Here is a 22,187-nt window from a genome sequence, read left to right as displayed (position 1 = left end):
CTGCCCGGCAAGGGCTACGCGACGATCGAGCTGGGCGCGCCGACGGGCCTGCCGACGGAGATCCTGGTGCTCGCGGCGGCCGCGATCATCGTGGCCCTGGGCGCGACGTTCGTCGCCACGGGCCTGGCCGCGGCCGACGGCCGGCGCGACCTGTCCACACTGGCCGCGATCGGCGCGGCGCCGAGCGTGCGCCGGGTGCTGACGCTGAGCCAGGCGGGCGTGATCGCCGGCCTCGGGTCACTGCTCGGCACGGTGGCCGGGCTGGGCTCGGGCTGGGCGATCCTGGCGTCGTTCAACCGGCAGAACGCCGGCAACTGGCCGCGGGAGATCCCGTACCCGTTCGCCGTACCCGGAGTCGTGTTGCTGCTCCTGGTCTCGATCCCCGTGATCGCGATGCTCGGCACCGGCCTGCTCACCCGGGCCCGGCTCCCGATCGAACGGCGGGCCGACTGACGGGAGCGCGTCTGATCCGGGTGGTCCCGGCATCGTGCCATTGGCCTGTCGGGCACGAGCGTCGCACTGGGAGCGCACCCACCATGGGTCGCATGACAGTCACTCATTGGATCGGCCCTACCTGAGGGACCAGAATGACGGCCGTGACCGAAGAGCCGAACCCCTACCTGGCGAACCCGCGGTGGGTGGTGGCGGAACTGGTCGCGGACGCGGCCCGCCGGCGATATCCCGCCGACATCCTCGCGATCGGCGTGCACGGTTCGCTCGCGCACGGCGACGACACCGACACCAGCGACGTCGACCTGGTCGTCGTCACCTACCGCCCGGGCGCGGGTCCCCGTCCCGTCGCCCGCCGCGTCGACGGCGTACTCGTGGACCTGGGTGTGGTCGCCGCCGACGAGTACCTGCGACACGCCCGTACCCTGTCGACCTCCTGGCCCTTGGCCGCGGACCAGTACGTGACCACGAAGCCGATCTACGACCCCGAGGCGTGCCTGGAGAAGCTCCGCGACGTCCACCTGGGGCGCCTGGCCGAGGCCCGCAACGCCGAGTTCACGGCCCTGGCCCGCGAGGCCTGGTGCCGGGGTGCCTCCGCGCACGCCCGCGCCACCCGGCTGGCCGCCTGGTACGAGACGGACGCCGCCCTGGTCATGCTGGCCGAGGCCCGCCTGTCCGCGGCCACGGTCATCGGCCTACTCACCCGCACGTACTTCCGCAACGGCGCGGACGCCGTCCACCGCACGGGCGTGGCCGGTGCCGACCTGGCCGAGCTGGGGACGATCCTTCGCGACCAGGCGAAAGACCTGGCCGACCGCGGCCGCCCGGTGGACGGCACGGTCAGCGACCTGTTCGACCGGTAGCGGTTATTCGGGGGACAGCCAGCCTTGATCGCCCAGACCGGCGATGTCGAGGACGCGCCGCACCCGGCGGGACGGGATCACCGCGAGGTGCGGGATGCGGTCGGTGAGACGCACGAGGGCCTGGATGGCCGCCGAGTCGAAGAACGTCACCGCGCTCAGGTCCAGCGTGACCTTGGTGGCCGGCTCGCGGGTCGCCGCTTGGAACATCTGGTCGGCGGTCGCCATGTCGACCTCGCCGGTCACGACCACACGACGGTGGTCAGCGTCACCCTCGGCGGTGGCGGAGAAGACGGTCTCCTCTTGATCCACGGCACAACCTTGGCACACCCCTCTGGCCCCGGCAAGCAGCCGCTCGGCGTCGCTAGTGTGTGAAGCATGGCCGACCGTGCTCCGCTCGCTCCTGGCAAGATCTCGCCGTGGCGCCAGGTGCCGCCCTCGATCGCCCGACCGGAATACGTCGGGAAGAAGGGGCCGACCCCCTGGCGCGGATCCAACGTGCAGACGCCGGAGACGATCGAGAAGATGCGGCTCGCGGCGCGACTCGCCGCTCAGGCCACCCAACTCGCCGGTGAGCACTGCAAGCCGGGCGTGACCACCGACGAGATCGACAAGGTCGTCCACGAGTTCCTGGTCGATCATGGCGCGTACCCGTCGACGCTGGGTTACAAGGGCTTCCCCAAGTCGTGCTGCACCAGCCTCAACGAGGTCATCTGTCACGGCATCCCGGACTCGACCGTCCTCGAGGACGGCGACATCATCAACGTCGACGTGACGGCGTTCATCGGCGGCGTGCACGGCGACACCGACGCCACGTTCCTGGTCGGCGACGTGGCCGAGGAGAACCGCCTGCTCGTCGAGCGCACCCACGAGGCGATGATGCGCGGCATCAAGGCGGTCGCCCCCGGCCGGCAGATCAACGTCATCGGCCGGGTCATCGAGTCGTACGCGAAACGTTTCGGTTATGGCGTGGTCCGTGACTTCACCGGCCACGGCATCGGCGAGGCGTTCCACAGCGGGCTGTACGTGCCGCACTACGACAGCCCCCGGCCCACCGACATCATGGAGCCGGGCATGACCTTCACGATCGAACCCATGATCACCTTGGGTACGCACGAGTACGACATGTGGAGCGACGGCTGGACCGTCGTGACGAAGGACCGCAGGTGGACGGCACAGTTCGAACACACGATCGTGGTGACCGACGACGGCCACGAGATCCTGACCCTTCCGTGACGGCGACCGTCGACCCGGAGCTCCCCCCACCGCACCACCACGCCGACGTCTCCGGCGGCCGGCTCCGCCCGGCCGTCTTCGGCGCGATGGACGGCCTGGTCACCAACATCGCCCTGATCGCCGGCGTCGGCGGCGGTGGTGTGGGCTCACGCACCCTGGTCCTGACCGGCGTGGCCGGCCTGGTGGCGGGCGCGATCTCGATGGGCCTGGGTGAGTACACGAGCGTCCGCAGCCAGAACGAGCAGGTCAGCGCGGAGGTCGCCAAGGAGCGCCGGGAGCTGGAGCGCAACCCGGAGGCGGAGGCACAGGAGCTGGCCGACTCGTGGGTGAGCCGGGGCCTGCCCCGGGACCTGGCCGACCAGGTGGCACACGCCCTACGGGCGAACCCGCGGGAAGCGCTGCGGGTCCACGTCCAGGAGGAGATGGGCGTGGACGCGGAGGACCACCCCAGCCCATGGACCGCGGCGATCCTGTCGTTCGTCTTCTTCTCGGTCGGGGCGGTCGTCCCGCTCCTGCCCTACCTGTTCGGCCTGTCCAACCTGTGGGTCGCCCTCGGGGTAGGCGGCTTCGGCCTGTTCCTGGCCGGCGCCCTGGTGGCCCGCTTCACCAAGCGCCGATGGTGGACGAGCGGCGCCCGCCAGCTGATCCTGGGCGGCCTGGCCGCGGCGGCGACCTACGGCATCGGCACGTTGATCGGCGTCTCGGCCGCCTGAGGGAACGCCGGGAGCCCGTCGATACTCGTGGCGTTCTTCTGCCGCCGGTAGTCGGCCAGCGCCGCGTCGCCCTTGCGCTCGGACCACCGCAACAGCAGGTCCCGGTCACCCTCGTAGCTCATGAACGGCACGGCGTACCCACATGAGTCGCTGACCCTGCCCACCTCGACCGTGACGACCCCACGCAGCCCACCCAGGTCGGGCGCGTCCGGGAAGTGTCGGAGCATTTCGCCAATGTCAGGATCGCCGATCGGGGTGTAGCTCCCCCGCCCATGCAGCCGGACGATGTTGGGCGGCCCCTGGAACGCACAGAACATGATCGTGATGCGCCCGTTCTGCCGCAGGTGCGCAAGCGTCTCCGCCCCGCTGCCGTGGAAGTCGAGGTAGGCCACCCGATGCTCGCCGAGCACGGCGAACGTGCCACCCATCCCCTTGGGCGACAGGTTGACGTGCCCGTCATCCCCGGACGGCGCGGTGGCCACGAAGAACATGTGCTGGGCTTCGATGAACTCCCGCAACCGCCCGTCGATCTTCTCGTGCAGCTTCATGCCCTCGATGCTGCCACGAGCGCGGCGAACAGCCGATGGTCGGTGGTGTCCTCGGGATGCCACTGCACACCGATGGCGAACCGCAGCGACTGGTCCTCGACGACCTCGATCAGGTTGTCCTCGGGACACCACCCGGTCGCGGTCAGCTTGCCCGGGTCGGCCACCCCTTGATGGTGGAACGAGTTGACCTCGAGCGACTCCCCGAGCAGCCTGCGGGCGAGCGACCCGGGAGCAAGATCGACGGGATGAAACCCGAACTTGGGCCCGGACACGGGCCGGTGGTTGTCATGCCCGAGCACGTCGGGCAGATGCTGGTGCAGCCGCCCACCGTAGGCGACGGACATGAGCTGCATCCCGCGACAGATCGCCAACGTAGGCAGATCAGCGGCCAACGCGGCCCGCAGCAACATCATCTCGGCGGCGTCCCGCTCAGGCTTGACGTGCGTCGTCGGATGCGGCTGCTCGCCGTAGAGCCCAGGGTCGACATCGGAGCCACCCGTGAACACGATGCCGTCAAGCCCGTCAAGGGCATCGACATCGGGCGCGTCAGGGGTAATCAGAACCGCACGGCCGCCGCTGCTGTGCACCGCCTGGACATAGGCAAAGGGCAGCACCGCGGCGAACGTGTCGTTGAGCCCGAACCTAGCCTCTTCGGCGTAGGTGGTCAGGCCGATCACGGGCCGAGACATCAGCTCACTCTAGCGGGAAGACCCGATCTTCAACCCGAACGCGTAGAAAGCCTCCTCGGCCGGCGGCGCCGGATCGCGACGAAACCGCGCGACCCGCACCTCCCACTGACTCCGCCGCCGCTGCCGATCCCGCCGCCCTCGATCACGAAAGAACGTCTCCGGCGGCCGCGCGAGCCCGTAGATATCGCCCCACCACTCCCCCGGCAACGGATCAAGAATCACATCGAGGTGAGCCGGAAACCGCCGCCGCCCACCATCCAGCGTGTTGTCGCTGTCCACGATGGGCTGCAACTTCCGACTGCAATGATCGACAACCACGATCCGAAACCCGCAGGCCGCCAACAACCGCTCGACCATAGCCAAACTAGGCGCCAAATCTCCGGCCTCGATACGCCCCACAGTCCCATGACTGGCCCCACTCTTCTTAGCGAGCTGCCGCTGACTGAGATCAGCCCGCCGCCGAGCGGCCCGCAAAAGCCCAGAAACAGGAAGCACACCGGTCTACCGCCGCCTCGGGTTCCGCCAGGTCGGCGCGTTCGACATCCTGGACTTCTGAGAAACCGGCTGTCACATCCCCGCGCCCGGCGGTGCTCTGTAAGTGTGGACGTCGAAGGGCAGAGCGCCGCGGTGCTGGCCGGGGGCTACCAGGCCGAGCGGAAGGGCGGCGCCGTGGTGACGAACGGAGCCGTCCGGGCCGATCTCGAACAGGTGTTCCGGTCCGCGTACCCACGGGTGGTCGCCGTCGCCGCCCGGGTCCTCGGCTCACGTTCGGAGGCCGAGGACGTGGCCCAGGAGGTGTTCCTGACCTTCTGCCGGTCGACGGTGCCCGCGGCCGAGGCGCCCGGCTGGCTGTCCGTGGCGGCCGCCCACACCGCGCTCAACCACCTGCGCTCCGGCCGGCGACGAGCGTCCCGCGAGGTGGCGGCCGGCAACGGCACCACCGTCCTGCCGGACGTCGCCGACGCGGTGGTCACTCTCGACGAGCGTCGCCGGGTACGCGCGGCGCTGGCGAAGCTGCCCAAGCGGCAGGCGGTCGCCCTGGTCCTGCGGCACAGCGGCCTGAGCTACGCCGAGGTCGCCGCCGCCCTCGATCTTTCACCCGGCAGCGTGGGCACCACCGTCCGGCGCGCCGAGTCAGCCCTTCGCGAGGAGTTGAACCGTCATGCGTCATCCGACTGACGGCACGCTACGCCGGCTCCTGGACGAGCCCGCCGGGGTCGCCGACGCCGACCGCGCGCACATCGCCGGCTGCCAGCGATGCCGGGCCGAGCTGGCCGCGGTGCGCCGCGACGCCGACGCGGCCGCCGACGCGCTGCACGTCGAGACCGGCGCGGACGTCGACGGGGCGTGGCGGCGGCTGTCCCACGCCGTCGCGGCCGAGGAACGCCCCCGAGCCGCCGCCGCGCCTCGCCGGGGCTGGCGCACCTGGCTGCGCAGCCCCGCGGTCGCCGCGGTCGGTGTCGCCGCCGTCCTCGTCGGGGCCGGCGCCGCGGCCGCCGGTGACTGGCTGCAGGTCTTCCGCACCGAGCGGATCGCCCCGGTCACGGCCCCCGAGGCCGACCTCGTCAAGATCCCGGAGCTCGACCAGTTCGGCGACCTCGTGCCGACGGAGAAGCTCGACATCCAAAGGGTCGCCGACGCGGCCGCGGCGGCGAAGGCGAGCGGGCTCACGGTCCCCGAGCCCGGCGCGCTGCCCCGCGGCGTCGCCGGCGAGCCCACCTACTACGCGGGCGCCCGGGCGAGCGCGCTGTTCACCTACCGGGCCGACAAGGCCGAGCAGACGGCCCGGTCCCGCGGCCAGACGCTGCCACCACCGCCGCCCGGCCTGGACGGCAGTCAGTTCCGGCTCACCGCCGGCCCCGGCTGCGCGGCGGTGTGGGGCGCGGACCGCCCGTACCCGGCGCTGATCGTCGCCCGTGCGGTGGCGCCCACGGCGTACTCGACCGGTGTGCCGTTCGCGACCGCCCGCGACTATCTGCTGTCGCTGCCCATCCTGCCGGCGAACGTCGCGGCGCAGCTGCGGAACTTCTCCAGCGACGGCACCACGCTGCCGCTGTTCATGTCGGTCGAGCACATGACGAGCACGGCCACCGACGTCCGCGGCGTGCCGGCCACGCTGCTCACGTCGAAGGACGAGACGATGGCGGCCGTGGTGTGGTTGGAAGGCACGGTGGTGACCGCGGTGGCGGGTCCGCTCAGCGGCGACGAGGTGCTGTCGGTGGCGCGCGGGCTGGGTCCGCGGTGACCGCGGAGGCGACCGCCGAGTCGGGCGTGATCGACGAGCTGCCGCCCGCGGCGGCGGTGTGGTGCTCGGGGCTGCGGAAGCGGTACCGGCGACGGACCGCGGTCGACGACGTGTCGTTCACCGTCGGTCGCGGCGAGGTGGTCGGCCTGCTCGGCCCCAACGGCGCCGGCAAGACCACGGTGATCAAGATCCTGCTGGGCCTCGTGCGCCCGGACGCGGGGGAGGTGCTCCTGCTCGGCCGGCCGTCCCGTGACCCGCGGTCCCGGGCCAAGGTCGGCTACCTGCCCGAGCTGTTCCGCTACCAGCCGTGGCTGACCGCGGCGGAGGTGCTCGCGCTGCACGTGCGGCTCGCCGGCGTGTCCGTGCCCGATGCCGAACGCCGCGAGTGCCTCGCGCTGGTCGGCCTCGCGGACCGCGCCGGCGACCGGGTCGGCGGCTTCTCCAAGGGCATGCAGCAGCGGCTCGGCCTGGCGGTGGCGCTGGTCGCGCGGCCGGAGTTCGTGGTGCTGGACGAGCCGACCAGCGCCCTGGACCCGCTCGGCCGGGCCGACGTGCGCGACCTGTTGCTGTCGCTGCGCGCGCGGGGCGTCGCGGTGCTGCTCAACTCGCACCTGATCGGCGAGGTGGAGCGGGTCTGCGACCGCGTCGTCATCCTCGACAAGGGCCGGATCGCGGCCGCCGGGACGCTCGAGGAGCTGCTCGGCCAGCGGGAGCTGCGGCTGCGGCTCGACGAGGTCGGCCCGGACGCCGAAGCGCTCCTGGCCGCGGCCGGCAAGCTCACCCGCGACGGCGACGCGTTCACGGTGGCGCTGGACGACGACGCGGTGGTGCCGGACCTGGTCGCGGACCTCGTCGCATCAGGTGTACGCGTGCACGCCGTCGAACCGGGCCGGATCAGCCTCGAGGAGCGGCTGCTCGACATCCTGCGTTCTGGGTCCACAGAGGAGCACCGATGATCGTCCTCACCTTCGCCGCCCTGACCCTGCGGGAGGCCGCCCGCCGGCGCGTGCTGCGCGCCCTCGCGGTGATGACGTTCCTGCTGCTCGGTTTGAGCGCGTGGGGCTTCTACCGGCTGGACGCGGAGTTCGGCGGGCTCACCAGCGGCGAGGCCAGCATCGCGGCGTCCACTGTGCTCAACCTGGTGATGTTCGGCCTGAGCCTGATCGCCGCGCTGGGCACCGCGTTCCTGGCGGGCCCGACGATGGCGGGCGAGATGGAGTCGGGCGCGGCGCTGGCGATGCTGGCCCGCCCGATCCGCCGCGCGTCGGTGCTGGCGGGCAAGTGGCTGGGCCTGGTCATCTTCGGCAGCGGCTTCGTGGCGGTGGCGGGCTTCGCGCAGTTCTTGATCGTCTGGTTCACGATGGGCTACTGGCCACCGGGCCCGGTGACGGGCCTGGCGTTGCTCGCGGCCCAGACGACGGCGCTGCTCACCCTGGGCCTGCTGCTCAGCACGGTCATCTCCCCGATGGCCTCGGGCATCGTCGCCGTGGGCCTGTTCGGCGCGACCTGGATCGCGGGCGTGGTCGGCGGCATCGGTCGGGCGCTGGGCAACGACAGCGTGGCCCGCATCGGCGAAGTCTCCCGCATGCTGCTGCCCACCGACGGCCTGTGGCGGGGCGCGATGAACGCGTTCCAGGACCCGTCGGTCCTGCTCGCTCTCGGCCCAGGGATGCAGGGCCACCCGTTCATGGGCGAGGCGCCACTGACCGCCGCCTACCTCACCTGGGCGGCGGTCTGGATCGCCCTGGCCCTCACCTTGGCGGCCCTGTCCTTCCGCCGCCGCGACCTCTAGGCCGGGTTGCCCTGGGCGAGGCGGGACAGGTCGTCCCACTGCTCGATCTCGGCGAGGCGGGCGGCGTACTCGGCCCGTAGCGGGTCGAGGCCGTTGATGCCGAACAGCACGCGCAGCGGCGGGTTCGGGGCGTCGGCGAGTGCGAGGATCGCCGCGGCGGTGGCGGCGGGGTCGCCAGGGACGAAGCCCGACGCCGAGCCCGCGTACAGGGCTTCGTGGGCGTGCGCGTACGCCGGGATCCGCGTGACCTGCGGCGAGGTGGCGGCCAGGCCGGTGGGGAACACGATCGGCTCGATCAGGGTGACCTGGATGTCGAACGCGGCGACCTCGGCGGCCAGCGCCTGGCTCATCGCCTCGAGCGCCCACTTCGACGCCTCGTAGATGCCCAGCGCCGGGTACGCGATCAGGCCGCCCAGGGAGGAGACCTGCATGATCCGGCCGCGGCCCCGCCGGCGCATGCCGGGCAGCACGGCCCGGGTGGTCCACAGCGCGCCGAAGTAGTTGACGTCCATCTGCGCGCGGGCCTGCTCGGCGGTGACCTCCTCCACCGCGCCGACCAGCATGTGGCCGGCGTTGTTGACCAGCAGGTCGATGCCGCCGAAGCGCTGCTCGACCGCGTCGACCGCGGCGTCGACGGCGGCGCGGTCGGTGACGTCCAGTTCGAGCGCGAGCGCGCGGTCGCCGTAGCGGTCGGTCAGCGGCTTCAGGGACGCGGCGGCGCGGGCCGTGGCGGCGAGGTTGTCGCCGCGTTCCAGGATGGCTTCGGCCCAGTGGGCGCCGAGCCCGCGGGACGCGCCGGTGAGGAACCACGTGGACATGGTGCGTACTCCCAGGATCGGTCGGATCGGTCGTGATCCAGCCTGCGATCTTTCCCACGGCCCAGGCAGAGTGAGTCTCACTCCGCCACGCGCACACTGGGTGGGTGGATGCACCACTGCTGGCGGATTTCCTCAAGGTGCGCCGGGACGCGTTGCGTCCCGGCGAGGTCGGCGTGCCCGCGGCCGGCCGGCGCCGGACCCCCGGGCTGCGCCGCGAAGAGGTCGCCGCGCTGGCCGGGATCTCGACCGACTACTACACCCGGCTCGAACAGCAGCGGGCGACCGCCGTGCCGTCCGAGCCCGTGCTCCGTTCGCTGACCCGGGCGCTGCGGCTGAGCCAGGACGAGCGTGACCACCTCTACCGGCTCACCGGCCACCGTGTTCCCGACCGCCACACCGACGAGCGGCATGTTCCCGCGGCACTGCTCAGTGCCCTGGACGCGCTGACCGACATCCCGGCCCAGGTGATGACCGACCTCGGCGGGACCCTGGTGCAGAACGGCCTGGCCCGCGCCGTGTTCGGTCCGGACATCGTCGGCACCGGACCGGAGGCGAGCTTCATCTACCGCTGGTTCCGCGACCCCGCCGCGCGGAGCGGCTTTCCGGTCGAGGACCACGCCGCGGAGTCCCGCGCACTGGTCGCCGATCTGCGTGCCGCGGTGACCCGCCGCGGCGATGCGCCCGCCCGGTCGCTGGTGTCGCGCCTGCTGGCCGAGAGTCCCGAGTTCGCGGCGCTGTGGAAGCGGCACGACGTCGCCGCGCTGCGCCGTCGCCACAAGCGGATCCGCCATCCCGAGGTCGGACTGCTCGAGTTCGAGTGCCAGTTCCTCGCTGCCGAAGAACGCTCGCACATCCTGGCGATCTTCTCTCCGCTGCGGGGCACCCCGACCGCCGAGCGCCTGCTGGCCCTGACCCGGGCCGCCCGGTGAAACGGACCCCTTCCGGGCGTGGGCCCCAACGGGCCGGCTCCGGGCGCAACCCCCTGTTCGACGAGCTGAAGTCCGTACACGGCATGCTTCGACGTGATCTGGCGACCGTCCGCCGGCTCGCTGACGCCGCGGCCGGCGGGGCGCCCGCGCGCGACGTCAGGTCCGGACTGACGCGCCTGAAGACCAACGGGCCCCTGTTCCAGCTGCGGGTGAACTGCCTGAGCTACTGCCAGGTCGTGCACGCCCACCACCACAACGAGGACGAGGCCTTGTTCCCGGCGGTGGTACGGGCGGCGCCGCACCTGCGCGCGACCGTGGCCAAACTGAAGGACGACCACCGGCTCGTAGCCGACCTGCTCGACCAGGTCGAAGGCGCGGCACGCCAGCTCGGCGGCAACGACGCCGCACCCCGGCGCAAGCTGGTCGAGGCACTCCGCGCCCTGTCCGACCACCTGCTCGCGCACCTGGCCTTGGAGGAGACCGAACTCAAGCCGGTCCTGGCGAACTGGACCAGCTGGCCGGGCCGGCGCTGAGCAGGTCAGGCGGACACCAGCGGTAGGAACAGATCGTCGACGATCTCCAGGATCCGCTTGTCGGTGATGGGCTGGAAGGTCATCAGCATGTCGTGGCGCATCAGGTCGAACGGCATCGTCAGCACGACCGGCGGGATGCGGTCGAGGTCGATCTCGCCCCGCTCGTGCGCCCGGCGGTAGAGCTCCGCGGACCTCGGCTGGCGGTCACCGAGGAGCTTCTCGCGCACCTGGGCCGGGGTGAGACCACTGCTGGCCAGCAGGCCCGAGAAGGCGGCGCTGACGACCGTCACGAACGGGACGCGGCCGTTGCTGGCCCCCCTGAGCAGCGCGATCATGTCGCCGCGCAGGCTCCCGGTGTCGGGGATCTCGACGGGGTGCGTGTCACCGAAGTGCTGGATCGCGGCGAGCACGAGGTCGTCCTTGCGCGGCCAGCGCCGGTACAGCACCGCGACCCCGGTCCGCGCGCGGGCCGCCACCGACTCCATCGTCAGCCGGGCGAAGCCGACCTCGACGAGCTCGTCCCACGCGGTCTCCAGCAGCGCGGTCTCGAGCGCCTCCCCGCGCCGGCGCTGCCGGGTGCGCTGCGCCTGTTCGGTCATGCCGTTCAGCGTACCGTCAATCGGGCAATAAGAGAGGCTTGCATTCCTTAACGAGGCCGCCTAGCTTCATAAGAGAAGGAACCATCTCTTATGAAGGCGGGCTCCGCATGGTCGCGACACCTGTGCAACCTCCGACCGAGAAGCTGGACCCCGGCGTGGTCAGGACGGCCCTGATCCTCATCGTCGGCGCGATGGCCGTCGTCTTCGACACGACGATCGTCAGCGTCGCCCTGCACACCCTCGCGGAGAGACTGGACACCTCGGTCACCACGATCCAGTGGGTGACCACCGGCTACCTGCTGGCGCTGGGCATCGCGGTGCCGCTGTCCACCTGGGGCCTGCAGCGGTTCGGCGGGAAGCGGCTGTGGATGTTCTCCCTCGCCGTGTTCCTCGCCGGCTCGATCGGGGCCGCCCTCGCGTGGAACGTCGGGTCGCTCATCGGCTGGCGGGTCGTCCAGGGCATCGGCGGCGGTCTCATGCTCCCGCTGATGACCACGCTCATCTTCCAGGCCGCGCACGGCAGATCGCTCGGGCGGCTCGTCACCTACGTCGCGTTGCCGGCACTGCTCGGCCCGATCCTCGGCCCGCTGGTCGGCGGCGCCATCGTGACGCACCTGAGCTGGCGGTTCATGTTCGCCGTGAACGTGCCGTTCTGCGTGGTCGGCCTCCTGCTGGCTCAGCGTTACCTGCGTCTCGACGAACCCGCGGCCGAGCGGCCGAAACTTGACGTGGCCGGGCTCGTCCTGATCGCGCCGGGCATCCTGCTCGTCCTGCTGGGGTTGGCCAACGCGGGGTCCGCCGCCGGGTTCGCCCACCCGGACGTCCTCGTCCCGCTCGTCGCCGGCGTCGCGCTGCTGACGACCTTCATCGGGTACGCGCTGCGCAAGAGTCACCCGCTCGTCGAGATCGGGCTGCTGGCCAAGCGATCGGTCGCCTCCTCGAGCGCGGTGCTGTTCTTCTCCGGCTTCTCCCTGTACGGCGCGATGCTGCTGATGCCCCTGTACTACCAGGGCGTGCGCGGCACCACCTCGCTGACCGCCGGGCTCATGCTCGTACCCCAGGGAGTCGGCGCTCTGTTGTCCCGCACCGTCGTCGGCAGCAACGTCGACCGGTTCGGCGCACGCGCGATCGCGCTCGCCGGTTTCGCCGTGGTCGCCGCCGCGACCGTTCCGTTCGCCCTGGCCGGGCCGCACACCAGCGCCTGGTCGCTCGCCTGCTGGATGGTCGTCCGCGGCTTCGGGCTCGGCGCCGTCACCATGCCCGTGATGGTCGCCGGCTACATCGGACTCGACAAGCAGCAGATCCCGCACTCCAGCGTCCTGACCCGCACCGCGCAGCAGATCGGCGGCTCGTTCGGCACGGCCGTCCTCGCGGTGATCCTCGCCGCCGCCACCACCGCGCACGAGTCGGTCGCCGACGCGTTCCATGTGGCGTTCTGGTGGTCGGTCGGCTTCTCCGCCGTGGCCGTCCTGCTGTCGCTGTGGCTGCCGGGCGCCCAACAGGCACCGGAACCCGCACCGGCGCCCCCAGCCAGGAACTGACTGGACGCGATGATGCCAAGGCTTGTAGCTTGCAGCGGACCGCGACACCACCCGAGGAGGTGAGACCCATGAACGCTGCACGGACATGGGTGCTCCGCCTTCCCGTCACGGTCGGGCGATCGACGTAGGTGTCGCCGGGAGCGCCGGACCGACGAGGCACTCCCGAAAGGCAACACCCATGAACTCTTCGCGGTACGACGTGGTCATCGCTGGTTGCGGGCCGACCGGCGCGATGCTTGCCGCCGAGCTACGGCTGCACGACGTGCGGGTACTCGTCGTGGAGAAGGAAACCGAGCCCGTGTCGTTCGCCCGCATCGTCGGCCTGCACATCCGCAGCATCGAGCTGATGGCGATGCGCGGGCTGCTGGACCGCCTTCTCCAACACGGCAGAAAGCGTCCGGCCGGTGCCTACTTCGCCGCCATCGACCAACCCGCTCCGCAGGGCCTCGATTCCGCGTACGCCTACCTGCTGGGCATCCCGCAGCCGGTCATCGTCCGCCTGCTCGAGGAACACGCGATCGCGCTGGGCGCCCAGGTCCGGCGTGGTCGCGCGGTGGCCGGTCTGGCGCAGGACGACGACGGTGTGACGGTCGAGCTGGCCGGCGGGGAACAGGTGCGATCGCGCTACCTCGTCGGCTGCGACGGCGGGCGCAGCATCGTGCGCAAGCTGCTCGGCATCGGCTTCCCCGGCGAGGCTTCGCGGACCGAGACGCTGATGGGGGAGATGGCCGCGGCCGCGCCAGGTGAGGAGATCGCCGCCAAGATGGCCGAGGTCCGCGGGTCCCGTCAGGGATTCTGGCTCCGGCCTGTGGGCGTCGGGCTTTACAGCGTCGTGGTCCGGGCCGCGGGAGTCAGCGACCGTGCGGAACCGCCCACCCTGGACGATTTCAAGCAACAGCTGCGTGCCATCGCCGGGACGGATTTCGGCGTGCATTCCCCGCGCTGGCTGTCCCGCTTCGGGGACGCCACCCGGCTGGCCGAACGTTATCGGGCCGGGCGGGTGCTGCTGGCCGGCGACGCGGCACACATCCATCCGCCCATCGGCGGGCAGGGCCTGAACCTGGGCGTCCAGGACGCGGTCAACCTCGGCTGGAAGCTGGCCGCACAGATCCGCGGCTGGGCGCCGGACACGTTGCTGGACACCTACGAGGCCGAACGCCGGCTGGTCGCCGAGGGCGTGCTGGACAACACCCGCGCGCAGATGGAACTGCAGTCCACCGAGCCGGGCCCGCAGGCCGTGCGCCGGCTGCTCATCGAGCTCATGGCCTTCGACGACGTGAACCGGCATCTGGTCGAGAAGATCAGCGCGATCGGCGTCCGCTACGACTTCGGCGCGGGCCCCGACCTGCTCGGCCGCCGCCTGCGCGACGTGGAGCTGGCACAGGGCAACCTCTACGGTCTGCTGCATCGCGGCCGGGGCCTGCTCCTGGACCGCACCGGGCGCCTGACCGCCGGCGGCTGGTCGGACCGGGTCGACCACCTCGCGGATCCCACCGCGGAGCTGAGCGTCCCGTGCGTCCTGCTGCGTCCCGACGGTCACGTCGCGTGGATCGGTGACGACCAGCAGGACCTGAACGACCACCTCGGCCGCTGGTTCGGCAGGCCCGCCGGCTAGCCAGGAACCGTCCGGGTGAGCATGTGTGCCTCGCGCATGCGGCCGTCGGGCGTGAACCGGCCGAAGAAGTGGACGTCGATGGCGAAGCGGCGGCCGCGGTCCTCGACGTGCATGGTGTAGCGGGCCGCGAGCCCGTCCGCCTGCGCCACGGCCTCGTGCACCTCGACGCGGCTGCTGGGCTTGCGCTTGCGCAGCGGGCGCGCGTGCGCGATCAGCTTGGCCCGGTCCATCCGGTGCCCGTCGGCGACCTGGACCACGTCCGGCGTGTGGTAGCGGTCGACGACCGTCGCCGCCTCCTCCTCGCTGTGCAGCACCTCCCGCCCGAACGAGGTGACGAAGTCGAAGATGAACTGCTTCGGATCGGTCCCGTCGAACGCCCGCATGCCGCCCCCAAACCATTATCTTTGACAGCTTGTAAGATATACGCGCCCAACCATTCTTTACAAGGTGTAAGAGATGACGCGCAACATGCGAGCCGACGCCCAGCGCAGCCGGGACTCCATCCTGGACGCGGCGGTCGAGCTGTTGAACGCCGGCCCGGACCCGAGCCTGGACACCATCGCCGCTGCCGCCGGGGTGACCCGGCAGACGGTCTATGCCCACTTCCGCTCGCGCGAGGCCCTGCTCGCCGCCGTGCTGGACCGCGTCACCGACGAGGCCATGGCCGCGCTCGACGCCGTCGACCTCGACGCCGGCACGGCGACCGAGGCACTGCTGCGGCTGCTCGACACGAGCGCCCGGATCACCGCCCGGCACGGCGTCCTGTTCCAGCGCGCCAACGCCGTCCCGGTGACACCGCGCGAGGACCAGGAACGCCACGAACCGGTCACGGCGCGCCTGGTCCGCGTGATCAGCCGCGGCCAGCGCGCGGGGGAGTTCGACGCCGAACTCTCCGCAGCGTGGCTGGCCACGCTCACGATCCGGATCGGCCACGCCGCGGCCGAGGAGGCCGACGCCGGCCGGATGTCCCACGCCGAGGCCGACGCCGCCCTGCGCACCAGCCTCCTCCGCCTCCTTGGCGCCCGCTAGCGCCTCGCGTCGCTTCAACCAGGAGGAGGGAACGCCGCCGTAGTTGCTCGCGACCGATCCTGCCGGACGCGGACCCGGTTATCGAGTGGCAGCCACCCAGGAGCGGAAGCCGTCCCGCCAGGTCGGGTACTTCGGCGTCCAGCCGAGCTCCTTGCGCGCCTTGGTGTTCGACGCGCCCCGTGCCTCGGTCATCTGCGTGACGATGAACTCGCCGGCCAGCATCCGGCCGAGCCACACCGGCAGGCGCATCGGTGGCTTCGCGCCCGCGACCTCCGCCAGGTACGGCAGCCACTCCGACACCGGCGCCGGCTCGTCGTCCACGACGTTGTAGACGCCCGGTGCGCCGCCCTCGACCGCCGCCTGGGCCGCGCCGGCCGCGTCGTACGTCTCGATGAACGACCAGACCCCTGTGCCGCCGCCGATGATCGGCATCTGCCGCTTGCGTACGCCGTCGACGAACTGGTCCGAAGCGCCCGGACCGTAGAACGTGCCGTAGCGCAGCACCAGGCCTTCCGGCACGGACGACGGTACGACGTCGTCCAGGTAGCGGATCGCGGCCATCGCCTGCGCGGCCGACGGGACCGGTCGCGGGTCCAGCGCGTCGTCCTCGGTCTTGACCATGCTGCCGGTCCGCGCGTAGATGAAGTTGTGGCCCTGGGCCACGACCCGGCGGGCGCCGACCTCCTTCGCCGCGGCCAGCAGGTTGTCGGTGCCGCGGGTACGCAGCGCGCTGGTGGCGGCGAACTCCTGGTCGACGTTGCGCAGCCGGCCCATCTCGGACAGCGCCGTCATCTGGTGCACGATCACCTCGGGCTCGGCGGCCCGCACGGCGGCGATCACGCCCTCGCGGTCCAGCCCGTCCACGACGACCGGCGTGGCGCCCGCCGCGCGCAGCCCGTCGACCTTGCCCGGCGACCGCGTGGTGGCGGTGACCTGGTGTCCCGCTTCGACCAGTCCGGGGACGAGGTGGCGACCCACCGCACCCGTCGCTCCGGTTACGAACACTCGCATGACTTCGTCCTTCCCCGTGCTCCTTTCTCTGAACGACGAGGCGGCGACGAGAAGTGTCAGGCCGGTGTACCGTCCGTCACAGGAGCCACTCCGGCCCAGCGGCCCTGGCTGATGGACTCGAACATCGAGGTGTACGCGTAGATCCACCACGGTTCCTCGCCGAGCCGGGCCAGCGTCGCGATCAGCTCCGCCGAGGTGCATTCGGCGTACGCGTACCCGGCCGCCTCGACCACCTCCGCCACCGTGGGGCTCTCGGGTCCGGTCACGTCGCGGTGCCCGTTGACGGGCTCGCCGAGCGCCAGCGCGGCCAGGCCGCGCGCCACGTCCTCGCGGGAGACCAGCGACACCCGGGCGGAGCCGGCCGGCAGCGCGACGGTCCCGTCGACGGCCACCTGCCGGACCAGGCTGAGGAAGAACTCCGTGAACAGGCCGGTCCGCACGATGGAGTACGGGCGGTCGCCCGCGCGCAGCAGGCGTTCGGTGTCGCCGTTGGTGAAGGCGTAGCAGAACGGCGACTCCATCGCCACGTCGAGCCCGCTGAGCTGCACGATGTGCGCGACACCGCCGGCGGCGGCCAGCACGTTGCGGTGGTGCGTGACCACTCGGGCCGCCTCGCCGTCGCTGGACACGAACACCAGCGTGTGTACGCCCTCGAACGCCGCCCGCAGCGCCGCGCGATCGTCGTAGGGCGCCGTTCTGCTGGACAGCGCGACCACGTCGTGCCGGCCGTCCTCGGCCAGCAGCTCGACCACGCGGCCGCCGATGCGACCCGTACCTCCGGTGACCGCGATCCTCATCGACTCTCCCCGCGCGCTCGTCGTAGACAGGTCAACCTAGCGCGCGGGCGGTGCTCAGTCGGTCCAGAGGCGGCCGGGCAGCCGCTGGGTGACCTCCTGCAGCAGGAACTCGTTGCCGTCCGGGTCGGTGAACGACGCGAACGTGCGGTAGGAGCGGCCCTGCGGATCTGGGCCCGCGTCCGGCTGTCCGCCGTCGAGGTGGAACACCGGGCTGACCTCGACGCCCCGGGTGACCAGGTCCGCCCGGGCCGCGTCGATGTCGCTGACGATCAGCTCCATGCGCCGCGCGGAGCCCGGCTCGGCCGCCGTGATGCCCTGGCCGAACTGGATCGAGGCGTCCGAGTGCGGTGGCGTGAACTGCACGCCGCGGACGTCGTCGCCGAAGTCCAGGTCGGCGTCCAGTCGCCAGCCCAGGCTCTGGTAGAACTCCTTGGACCGGTCGACGTCCGCGACGGGGAGGGTCACCACCTCGAGCCGCATGTCGACCGGGCCGATGCCCGCCGGCGTCCGGCTGCTGCTCATCTCGACCTCCATCGGTCGAATCGGTCGGCCGCGCAGGGCCGTGATCTTCAGCCCACGCTACGCCGCGTGACCGCGCTGGTCGGGCGTTCCGGACCGGCCGGCGGCCAGCACCAGCTCCGCGGACTCCAGCAGCGTGCGCCGGACCAGCTCGTCCGGCACGTCGTCGAGCGTCGCGCCGGCGGTCAGGGCGCTGCGGAGCAGCTCGAGCACCGCGACGGCGCGGATCCGGGCCACCGCTGACGGCGCCGGGCCGGCGAGCCAGTCGCGCAGCCGCGCGTTGGTCTCGACGATGTCGGCGATCAGCGGCGCCAGCGCGGGCAGGATGGCGGCCGCGTCGCGGAGGAACAGGTTGGCCACGGCGCGGTGGGCCAGCAGCGTGTCGACACACCGACGCAGGATCCGGTGCACGTCGGCCGGCGTGCGGCCGCTCGCCTCGGCATCCGTGACGATGTCGTGCCACTGCGTGAGCAACGGCTGGACGACGGCGACCAGAAGATCCTGTTTGGAAGGGAAGTGATAGTAGAGCGAGGCCTTCGTGATGCCCACCCGGTCGGCGATCTCGCGCAGGCTCGCCGTGGCGTAACCACGGTCGGTGAACAGGGCCAACGCGTGCTCGCGGATCCGGTCCCGGGTGGCGCCGACCATGTCCATCACGACCTCCGGACGTTGCTCAGCCGGCTCACAGCTTTCAGCGCAGAGAATAACCGCGCGCGCGGGGTAGTGCGCCCGGCATAGAATCCCGTCTACCGGGCGGCAGGTTGGGGGGACATGATGTTCGAACGGTTGGGGCGGTTCGTCGTCTACAAACGATGGTGGGTCATCGTGGCGTGGCTGGTGGCGGCGGGTGCCGCACTTGCTTTCGCGCCCGAGCTGAAGACCACCTCGGATCAGGCGAACTTCCTGCCGAACAGCTACGAATCGATCCAGGCGACCGAGATCGCGCAGGGTGCGTTCGGTCAGACGGACGGCGCCACCGCGACCATCGTGGTCCGGCGCACCGACGGCGGTCAGCTGACCGCCGCGGACCAGGCGACCGTCGGCAAGCTCGCGGAGACGATCTCCGGGGCCGGGATCGACAAGGTAACCGGCGCCGTCACGGCGCCGCAGGCGGTGTCGCCGAACAAGCTCGTCCAGCTCGTCACCGTCGGCCTCGGCGACAATCCGCAGGACCCGACGCTGACCGCGGCGATCGAGAGCATCCGGACCACCAGCGATCCGGTGCTCGCCAACACCGGGCTCGAACGCCTGGTCACCGGCGACATAGCGATGTACGCCGACAACGAGGACGCGTTCAACAACGCGCTGGTCATCGTCGGCGCGGCCACGTTCCTGCTGATCGTGGTGCTGTTGCTGATCATCTATCGCAGCCCGCTGGCGGCGATCCTGCCGCTGGTCACCGTCGGCATCGTCACGGTGGTCTCGACCGGCTTGATCGCCACGATGGCTGACGTCTTCGGGCTCGACGCCGACCCGTCGATCGAGATCATCCTGACCATCGTGTTGTACGGCGTCGGCACCGACTACATCCTGTTCCTGCTCTTCCGGTTCCGCGAACGACTACGCGCGGGCGACCAGGTCAAACCGGCGCTGGTCACCTCGGTGCACCGCGTCGGCGAGGTGATCGCGTCCGCGGCCGGCGCCATCGTGATCGCGTTCCTGGCGCTCCTGCTGGCCGTCTTCGGCGCGTTCCGCAGTCTCGGCCCCGCGCTGGCCATCGCGGTCGTGGTGATGGGCCTGGCCGCCGTGACGCTGGTCCCGGCGATCGTGTCGCTGGTCGGCACCGCCGTGTTCTGGCCGTCCAAGAGCTGGAAGCGCACCCCGAAGGGCACGGTCTTCCAGCGCCTGGGCCGGTTCACAGGTCGGCGGCCCGCGGTGGTCGCGCTGCTCTCCGGCGGGTTGATGGTCGCGCTGGCGGCCGGGTCGTTCTTCATGGAGACCGACTACGACCAGAACGCGCAGCTGCCCAGCGGCACCGAGTCGGCCGAGGGCTACGAGGCGCTGCAGGCCGGCTTCCCGGCCGGTGCGCTGGCGCCGACACAGGTCATCGTCCAGTCCGACGGCGGCGCGCGGATCGACCCCGCCTCGCTGACCGGGCTGGCCGACAAGCTGAAGGCCGTGCCCGGCGTGGGCAGCATCATGCCCGGGCCGGAGGGGAGTCCGGCCACGTTGAGCCAGGACGGCACGGTGGCGCGGGTCGACCTGCTGCTGGCCGGCAGCCCGTACTCCAACGAGGCGCTGGCCCTCGCGGGCGGTGAGCTGCGGGACGTCGCCCACGCGAACGCGCCGCCGGGCACCAAGGCCTACGTGGGCGGTCTCAGCTCGGTGTTCGCCGACGTCAAGGACGCCAACGACCGTGACCTGCGGGTCATCTTCCCGGTCGCGGGCGTGCTCATCGCCATCATCCTGGCGCTGCTGCTGCGCAGCCTGGTCGCGCCGCTCTACCTGATCGTCGCGGTCGTGCTGGGCTTCTTCGCGACGCTCGGCGCCACGGTTATCGCGTTCCAGGGCATCGGGGGCAAGCCGGGCCTGTCGTTCACCTTGCCGATCATCCTCTATCTGTTCGTGGTGGCGATCGGCACCGACTACAACATCCTGATGATCGCCCGACTACGCGAGGAGGCCAGGCTCGGCAACGACCCGCGCACGGCCGCGGACCTGGCCGTCGAGCACGCCGGGCCGTCGGTAGGCGCGGCGGGCCTGATCCTGGCCGGCACGTTCGCCTCCATGCTGCTGGCGGGCATCGCGTTCCTGATGGAGATGGGCTTCTCGGTCTCCGTCGGCATCCTCATCTCGGCCTTCGTGATGGCGATGTTCCTGGTGCCGAGCATCACGGCGCTGGTCGGCCGCCGGGCCTGGTGGCCCGGTCACGCCGACACCGCGCCGGCGGCGGAGCCGGAGCGCGACCTGGCCTACTCGGGGCGGCCCAGCTCCGACTGACCGTCCAATCACGACAAAGGCGCCGGCGAATCGCCGGCGCCTTTGTCGTGCGCGGAATTTGCCGGTCCAGCGCATTGACAGCGGTCATGAAACCTGGGACACCTATCAGGTCATTGGCTCCTTCGATGCAAGAAAGGCTGTATAAGACATGAACTTCCTGTTCGCCGTCATCATCGGCGCTGTTATCGGTCTTGCCGGTGGTTTCGCGCTCAAGAGCCGGCAGCCCAACGCGCTGTGGCTCGCGCCGGCGCTGGCCGTGGCCGGCGCGCTGGTGGCGGCACTGCTCGCGCTGATCTTCGGTGACGACCGGCAGTACGGTTGGAAGGAAATCACGCTACAGATCGTGCTGGCGCTCGTCGGCGTCGCCGCGACGTACTACCTCGGCACCCGCAAGCCCGCCGACACGACCGCGACGCCCGCGCCGTGATATCGCACTGAACGCGTGTGGCGGTGCGCCGAAAGGCGGACCGCCACACGTTTTCAGCGGGTGTAGAGGGCCTCGACGTCGGCGGCGTACCGCTCGGCCACGACCTTCCTTTTGATCTTGAGGGTCGGGGTGAGCTCGCCGTCGGCCTCGGTGAAGTCACGAGGCAGGACGCGGAAGGTCTTGACCTGCTCGGCTCGGGACACCGCCCGGTTGGCGCGGTGGATGGCAGTGCCGATCTCCTTGCGCAGGTCGGGGCTGTGTCGCAGTTCGGCGAGCGACCCACCGGACTTGCCGTGGCCGGCGCGCCAGCGGTCCCAGGCCTCCGGGTCGATGGTGACCAGGGCGGCCACGTACGGACGGCCGTCACCGACGAGCATGCATTGGCTGACCAGCGGGTGCGCCCGGACGGCCTCCTCGATCGGGCCGGGCGTGAGGTTCTTGCCCGCGGCGGTGATGAGCACCTCCTTCATCCGACCGGTGATCCGCAGGAACCCGTCCGGATCCAGGCTGCCGAGGTCACCGGTGCGGAACCAGCCGTCAGCGGTGAACGTGGCGCGGGTGGCCTCCGGGGCGTTCCAGTAGCCCTGGAAGACCACGTCGCCGCGCGCCTGGATCTCGCCGTCGTCGGCGATGCGAATCTCCACCCCTGGCACCGGGCGGCCGACGGTGCCGATGCGCTGCGCCGACGGCACGTTCACCGTCAGCACCGGCGAGGTCTCGGTCAGTCCGTAGCCCTCCAGGACGGTGATCCCCGCACCGCGGAAGAAGTGCCCCAGGTGCTCGCCGAGCGGCGCCCCGCCGACGATCGCCATCTCGCACCGTCCGCCGAGCGGCCGGCGACCGCGGGCTCAGCGGCTGGCTGCTCGCCGCGCAGGCCGGTGGTGCGCTGGTCGGCG

General features: G+C 71.4%; 26 protein-coding genes and 1 pseudogene. 15 read left to right on the top strand and 12 right to left on the bottom strand.

Annotated elements, in window-relative coordinates; translation table 11 throughout:
• The coding region (locus tag AB0H87_RS18175; RefSeq protein ID WP_360146324.1) for an FtsX-like permease family protein at positions 1-453 on the top strand (453 nt) is incomplete at its 5' end.
• Positions 454-596: 143 nt separating this feature from the next.
• Positions 597-1,313, top strand: a complete 717-nt coding sequence (locus tag AB0H87_RS18170; protein ID WP_360146321.1) for a nucleotidyltransferase domain-containing protein — start codon at positions 597-599, stop codon at positions 1,311-1,313.
• Between the two features lie 3 nt (positions 1,314-1,316).
• Here AB0H87_RS18170 and AB0H87_RS18165 read toward each other — a convergent pair whose 3' ends face one another.
• Positions 1,317-1,622 (bottom strand): STAS domain-containing protein, encoded by a 306-nt coding sequence (locus AB0H87_RS18165; protein ID WP_360146318.1) that lies wholly within the window; start codon positions 1,620-1,622, stop codon positions 1,317-1,319.
• Between the two features lie 66 nt (positions 1,623-1,688).
• On the opposite strand from AB0H87_RS18165, the gene map reads away from it, so the two are divergent.
• Complete coding sequence (gene map / locus AB0H87_RS18160) at positions 1,689-2,546, top strand: type I methionyl aminopeptidase (RefSeq protein WP_360146315.1); 858 nt, start codon at positions 1,689-1,691, stop codon at positions 2,544-2,546.
• An 86-nt stretch (positions 2,547-2,632) separates the two neighbouring features.
• Positions 2,633-3,259: a VIT1/CCC1 transporter family protein gene (locus AB0H87_RS18155; RefSeq protein ID WP_360146327.1), complete on the top strand. Its 627-nt coding sequence runs from the start codon at positions 2,633-2,635 to the stop codon at positions 3,257-3,259.
• On the opposite strand, the gene AB0H87_RS18150 is transcribed toward AB0H87_RS18155, so the two are convergent.
• From AB0H87_RS18150 to AB0H87_RS18140, 3 genes are read right to left on the bottom strand one after another with little or no spacing between them, the layout of a single operon-like run.
• Positions 3,220-3,807, bottom strand: coding sequence for a pyridoxamine 5'-phosphate oxidase family protein (locus tag AB0H87_RS18150; protein WP_360146312.1), 588 nt, complete (start codon positions 3,805-3,807; stop codon positions 3,220-3,222). The genes AB0H87_RS18155 and AB0H87_RS18150 overlap by 40 nt on opposite strands.
• Positions 3,804-4,484, bottom strand: a complete 681-nt coding sequence (locus AB0H87_RS18145; protein WP_360146309.1) for a gamma-glutamyl-gamma-aminobutyrate hydrolase family protein — start codon at positions 4,482-4,484, stop codon at positions 3,804-3,806. Before AB0H87_RS18145 ends, AB0H87_RS18150 begins: the two co-directional genes overlap by 4 nt.
• Before the next feature lie 21 nt (positions 4,485-4,505).
• Positions 4,506-4,991, bottom strand: coding sequence for a helix-turn-helix transcriptional regulator (locus AB0H87_RS18140; protein ID WP_360146306.1), 486 nt, complete (start codon positions 4,989-4,991; stop codon positions 4,506-4,508).
• Between the two features lie 105 nt (positions 4,992-5,096).
• Here AB0H87_RS18140 and AB0H87_RS18135 point away from each other — a divergent pair, with 105 nt between their 5' ends.
• Genes AB0H87_RS18135 through AB0H87_RS18120 form a run of 4 tightly spaced genes read left to right on the top strand, consistent with a single transcriptional unit; the run spans position 5,097 to position 8,533 of the window.
• Positions 5,097-5,675 carry a sigma-70 family RNA polymerase sigma factor gene (locus AB0H87_RS18135; protein WP_360146303.1) on the top strand — a complete coding sequence of 193 codons (579 nt, stop codon included), beginning with the start codon at positions 5,097-5,099 and terminating at the stop codon, positions 5,673-5,675.
• The gene (locus AB0H87_RS18130) at positions 5,659-6,741 is read left to right on the top strand and encodes a hypothetical protein (RefSeq protein ID WP_360146300.1); all 1,083 of its coding nucleotides are present in this window, start codon (positions 5,659-5,661) and stop codon (positions 6,739-6,741) included. The genes AB0H87_RS18135 and AB0H87_RS18130 overlap by 17 nt, the downstream gene beginning before the upstream one ends.
• Complete coding sequence (locus tag AB0H87_RS18125; RefSeq protein ID WP_360146297.1) at positions 6,738-7,697, top strand: ABC transporter ATP-binding protein; 960 nt, start codon at positions 6,738-6,740, stop codon at positions 7,695-7,697. The genes AB0H87_RS18130 and AB0H87_RS18125 overlap by 4 nt, the downstream gene beginning before the upstream one ends.
• Positions 7,694-8,533, top strand: coding sequence for an ABC transporter permease subunit (locus AB0H87_RS18120; RefSeq protein WP_360146294.1), 840 nt, complete (start codon positions 7,694-7,696; stop codon positions 8,531-8,533). Before AB0H87_RS18125 ends, AB0H87_RS18120 begins: the two co-directional genes overlap by 4 nt.
• Here AB0H87_RS18120 and AB0H87_RS18115 read toward each other — a convergent pair.
• On the bottom strand, positions 8,530-9,351 hold the full coding sequence (locus AB0H87_RS18115) for an SDR family NAD(P)-dependent oxidoreductase (RefSeq protein ID WP_360146291.1): 822 nt from the start codon (positions 9,349-9,351) through the stop codon (positions 8,530-8,532). The genes AB0H87_RS18120 and AB0H87_RS18115 overlap by 4 nt on opposite strands.
• A 104-nt stretch (positions 9,352-9,455) precedes the next feature.
• Here AB0H87_RS18115 and AB0H87_RS18110 point away from each other — a divergent pair, with 104 nt between their 5' ends.
• Positions 9,456-10,280, top strand: a complete 825-nt coding sequence (locus AB0H87_RS18110; RefSeq protein ID WP_360146288.1) for a helix-turn-helix transcriptional regulator — start codon at positions 9,456-9,458, stop codon at positions 10,278-10,280.
• Positions 10,169-10,813, top strand: a complete 645-nt coding sequence (locus AB0H87_RS18105) for a hemerythrin domain-containing protein (protein ID WP_360146285.1) — start codon at positions 10,169-10,171, stop codon at positions 10,811-10,813. Before AB0H87_RS18110 ends, AB0H87_RS18105 begins: the two co-directional genes overlap by 112 nt.
• A 5-nt stretch (positions 10,814-10,818) precedes the next feature.
• On the opposite strand, the gene AB0H87_RS18100 is transcribed toward AB0H87_RS18105, so the two are convergent.
• Complete coding sequence (locus AB0H87_RS18100; RefSeq protein WP_360146282.1) at positions 10,819-11,412, bottom strand: TetR/AcrR family transcriptional regulator; 594 nt, start codon at positions 11,410-11,412, stop codon at positions 10,819-10,821.
• Positions 11,413-11,534: 122 nt separating this feature from the next.
• Between AB0H87_RS18100 and AB0H87_RS18095 the strand changes: the two genes are divergently transcribed.
• Entirely contained in the window at positions 11,535-12,953 is a 1,419-nt protein-coding gene (locus AB0H87_RS18095) for an MDR family MFS transporter (RefSeq protein WP_360146279.1), read from the top strand.
• Positions 12,954-13,131: 178 nt separating this feature from the next.
• Entirely contained in the window at positions 13,132-14,568 is a 1,437-nt protein-coding gene (locus AB0H87_RS18090; protein WP_360146276.1) for an FAD-dependent monooxygenase, read from the top strand.
• Here the strand turns inward: AB0H87_RS18090 and AB0H87_RS18085 are convergent.
• A complete protein-coding gene (locus AB0H87_RS18085; RefSeq protein ID WP_360146273.1) occupies positions 14,565-14,951 on the bottom strand; it encodes a nuclear transport factor 2 family protein in 387 nt (128 codons plus the stop codon). The genes AB0H87_RS18090 and AB0H87_RS18085 overlap by 4 nt on opposite strands.
• Positions 14,952-15,024: 73 nt before the next feature.
• On the opposite strand from AB0H87_RS18085, the gene AB0H87_RS18080 reads away from it, so the two are divergent.
• Positions 15,025-15,597, top strand: coding sequence for a TetR family transcriptional regulator (locus tag AB0H87_RS18080; RefSeq protein ID WP_360146270.1), 573 nt, complete (start codon positions 15,025-15,027; stop codon positions 15,595-15,597).
• A gap of 78 nt (positions 15,598-15,675) precedes the next feature.
• Here AB0H87_RS18080 and AB0H87_RS18075 read toward each other — a convergent pair whose 3' ends face one another.
• Genes AB0H87_RS18075 through AB0H87_RS18060 form a run of 4 tightly spaced genes read right to left on the bottom strand, consistent with a single transcriptional unit; the run spans position 15,676 to position 18,578 of the window.
• Positions 15,676-16,608, bottom strand: coding sequence for an NAD(P)-dependent oxidoreductase (locus tag AB0H87_RS18075; RefSeq protein WP_360146267.1), 933 nt, complete (start codon positions 16,606-16,608; stop codon positions 15,676-15,678).
• Between the two features lie 56 nt (positions 16,609-16,664).
• On the bottom strand, positions 16,665-17,405 hold the full coding sequence (locus AB0H87_RS18070) for an NAD(P)H-binding protein (RefSeq protein ID WP_360146264.1): 741 nt from the start codon (positions 17,403-17,405) through the stop codon (positions 16,665-16,667).
• A gap of 54 nt (positions 17,406-17,459) precedes the next feature.
• Positions 17,460-17,927, bottom strand: a complete 468-nt coding sequence (locus AB0H87_RS18065) for a VOC family protein (protein ID WP_360146261.1) — start codon at positions 17,925-17,927, stop codon at positions 17,460-17,462.
• Between the two features lie 57 nt (positions 17,928-17,984).
• Positions 17,985-18,578: a helix-turn-helix domain-containing protein gene (locus tag AB0H87_RS18060; protein ID WP_360146258.1), complete on the bottom strand. Its 594-nt coding sequence runs from the start codon at positions 18,576-18,578 to the stop codon at positions 17,985-17,987.
• Between the two features lie 117 nt (positions 18,579-18,695).
• Here AB0H87_RS18060 and AB0H87_RS18055 point away from each other — a divergent pair, with 117 nt between their 5' ends.
• Positions 18,696-20,864: an MMPL family transporter gene (locus tag AB0H87_RS18055; RefSeq protein WP_360146255.1), complete on the top strand. Its 2,169-nt coding sequence runs from the start codon at positions 18,696-18,698 to the stop codon at positions 20,862-20,864.
• 148 nt (positions 20,865-21,012) lie between these two features.
• On the top strand, positions 21,013-21,291 hold the full coding sequence (locus AB0H87_RS18050; RefSeq protein WP_360146252.1) for a GlsB/YeaQ/YmgE family stress response membrane protein: 279 nt from the start codon (positions 21,013-21,015) through the stop codon (positions 21,289-21,291).
• A 53-nt stretch (positions 21,292-21,344) separates the two neighbouring features.
• Here the strand turns inward: AB0H87_RS18050 and AB0H87_RS18045 are convergent.
• Positions 21,345-22,121: pseudogene (locus tag AB0H87_RS18045) on the bottom strand (AMP-binding protein); the annotation flags it as partial.
• Positions 22,122-22,187: the final 66 nt, after the last annotated feature.

The sequence above is a fragment of the Asanoa sp. NPDC050611 genome, assembly GCF_040654855.1.
Classification (GTDB): Bacteria; Actinomycetota; Actinomycetes; order Mycobacteriales; family Micromonosporaceae; genus Asanoa.
The sequence above is the reverse complement of the archived record's forward strand: the minus strand, read 5'-3'. Positions and strand labels throughout refer to the sequence as shown.

Bases quoted from the DNA above. Each gene is read 5' to 3' on its own strand.
- map (WP_360146315.1), top strand. From the start codon at position 1,689: ATGGCCGACCGTGCTCCGCTCGCTCCTGGCAAGATCTCGCCGTGGCGC.
- AB0H87_RS18155 (WP_360146327.1), top strand. From the start codon at position 2,633: ATGGACGGCCTGGTCACCAACATCGCCCTGATCGCCGGCGTCGGCGGC.
- AB0H87_RS18150 (WP_360146312.1), bottom strand. From the start codon at position 3,807: ATGAAGCTGCACGAGAAGATCGACGGGCGGTTGCGGGAGTTCATCGAA.
- AB0H87_RS18130 (WP_360146300.1), top strand. From the start codon at position 5,659: ATGCGTCATCCGACTGACGGCACGCTACGCCGGCTCCTGGACGAGCCC.
- AB0H87_RS18120 (WP_360146294.1), top strand. From the start codon at position 7,694: ATGATCGTCCTCACCTTCGCCGCCCTGACCCTGCGGGAGGCCGCCCGC.
- AB0H87_RS18115 (WP_360146291.1), bottom strand. From the start codon at position 9,351: ATGTCCACGTGGTTCCTCACCGGCGCGTCCCGCGGGCTCGGCGCCCAC.
- AB0H87_RS18100 (WP_360146282.1), bottom strand. From the start codon at position 11,412: ATGACCGAACAGGCGCAGCGCACCCGGCAGCGCCGGCGCGGGGAGGCG.
- AB0H87_RS18090 (WP_360146276.1), top strand. From the start codon at position 13,132: ATGAACTCTTCGCGGTACGACGTGGTCATCGCTGGTTGCGGGCCGACC.
- AB0H87_RS18085 (WP_360146273.1), bottom strand. From the start codon at position 14,951: ATGCGGGCGTTCGACGGGACCGATCCGAAGCAGTTCATCTTCGACTTC.
- AB0H87_RS18080 (WP_360146270.1), top strand. From the start codon at position 15,025: ATGACGCGCAACATGCGAGCCGACGCCCAGCGCAGCCGGGACTCCATC.
- AB0H87_RS18075 (WP_360146267.1), bottom strand. From the start codon at position 16,608: ATGCGAGTGTTCGTAACCGGAGCGACGGGTGCGGTGGGTCGCCACCTC.
- AB0H87_RS18070 (WP_360146264.1), bottom strand. From the start codon at position 17,405: ATGAGGATCGCGGTCACCGGAGGTACGGGTCGCATCGGCGGCCGCGTG.
- AB0H87_RS18065 (WP_360146261.1), bottom strand. From the start codon at position 17,927: ATGAGCAGCAGCCGGACGCCGGCGGGCATCGGCCCGGTCGACATGCGG.
- AB0H87_RS18060 (WP_360146258.1), bottom strand. From the start codon at position 18,578: ATGGACATGGTCGGCGCCACCCGGGACCGGATCCGCGAGCACGCGTTG.
- AB0H87_RS18055 (WP_360146255.1), top strand. From the start codon at position 18,696: ATGATGTTCGAACGGTTGGGGCGGTTCGTCGTCTACAAACGATGGTGG.
- AB0H87_RS18050 (WP_360146252.1), top strand. From the start codon at position 21,013: ATGAACTTCCTGTTCGCCGTCATCATCGGCGCTGTTATCGGTCTTGCC.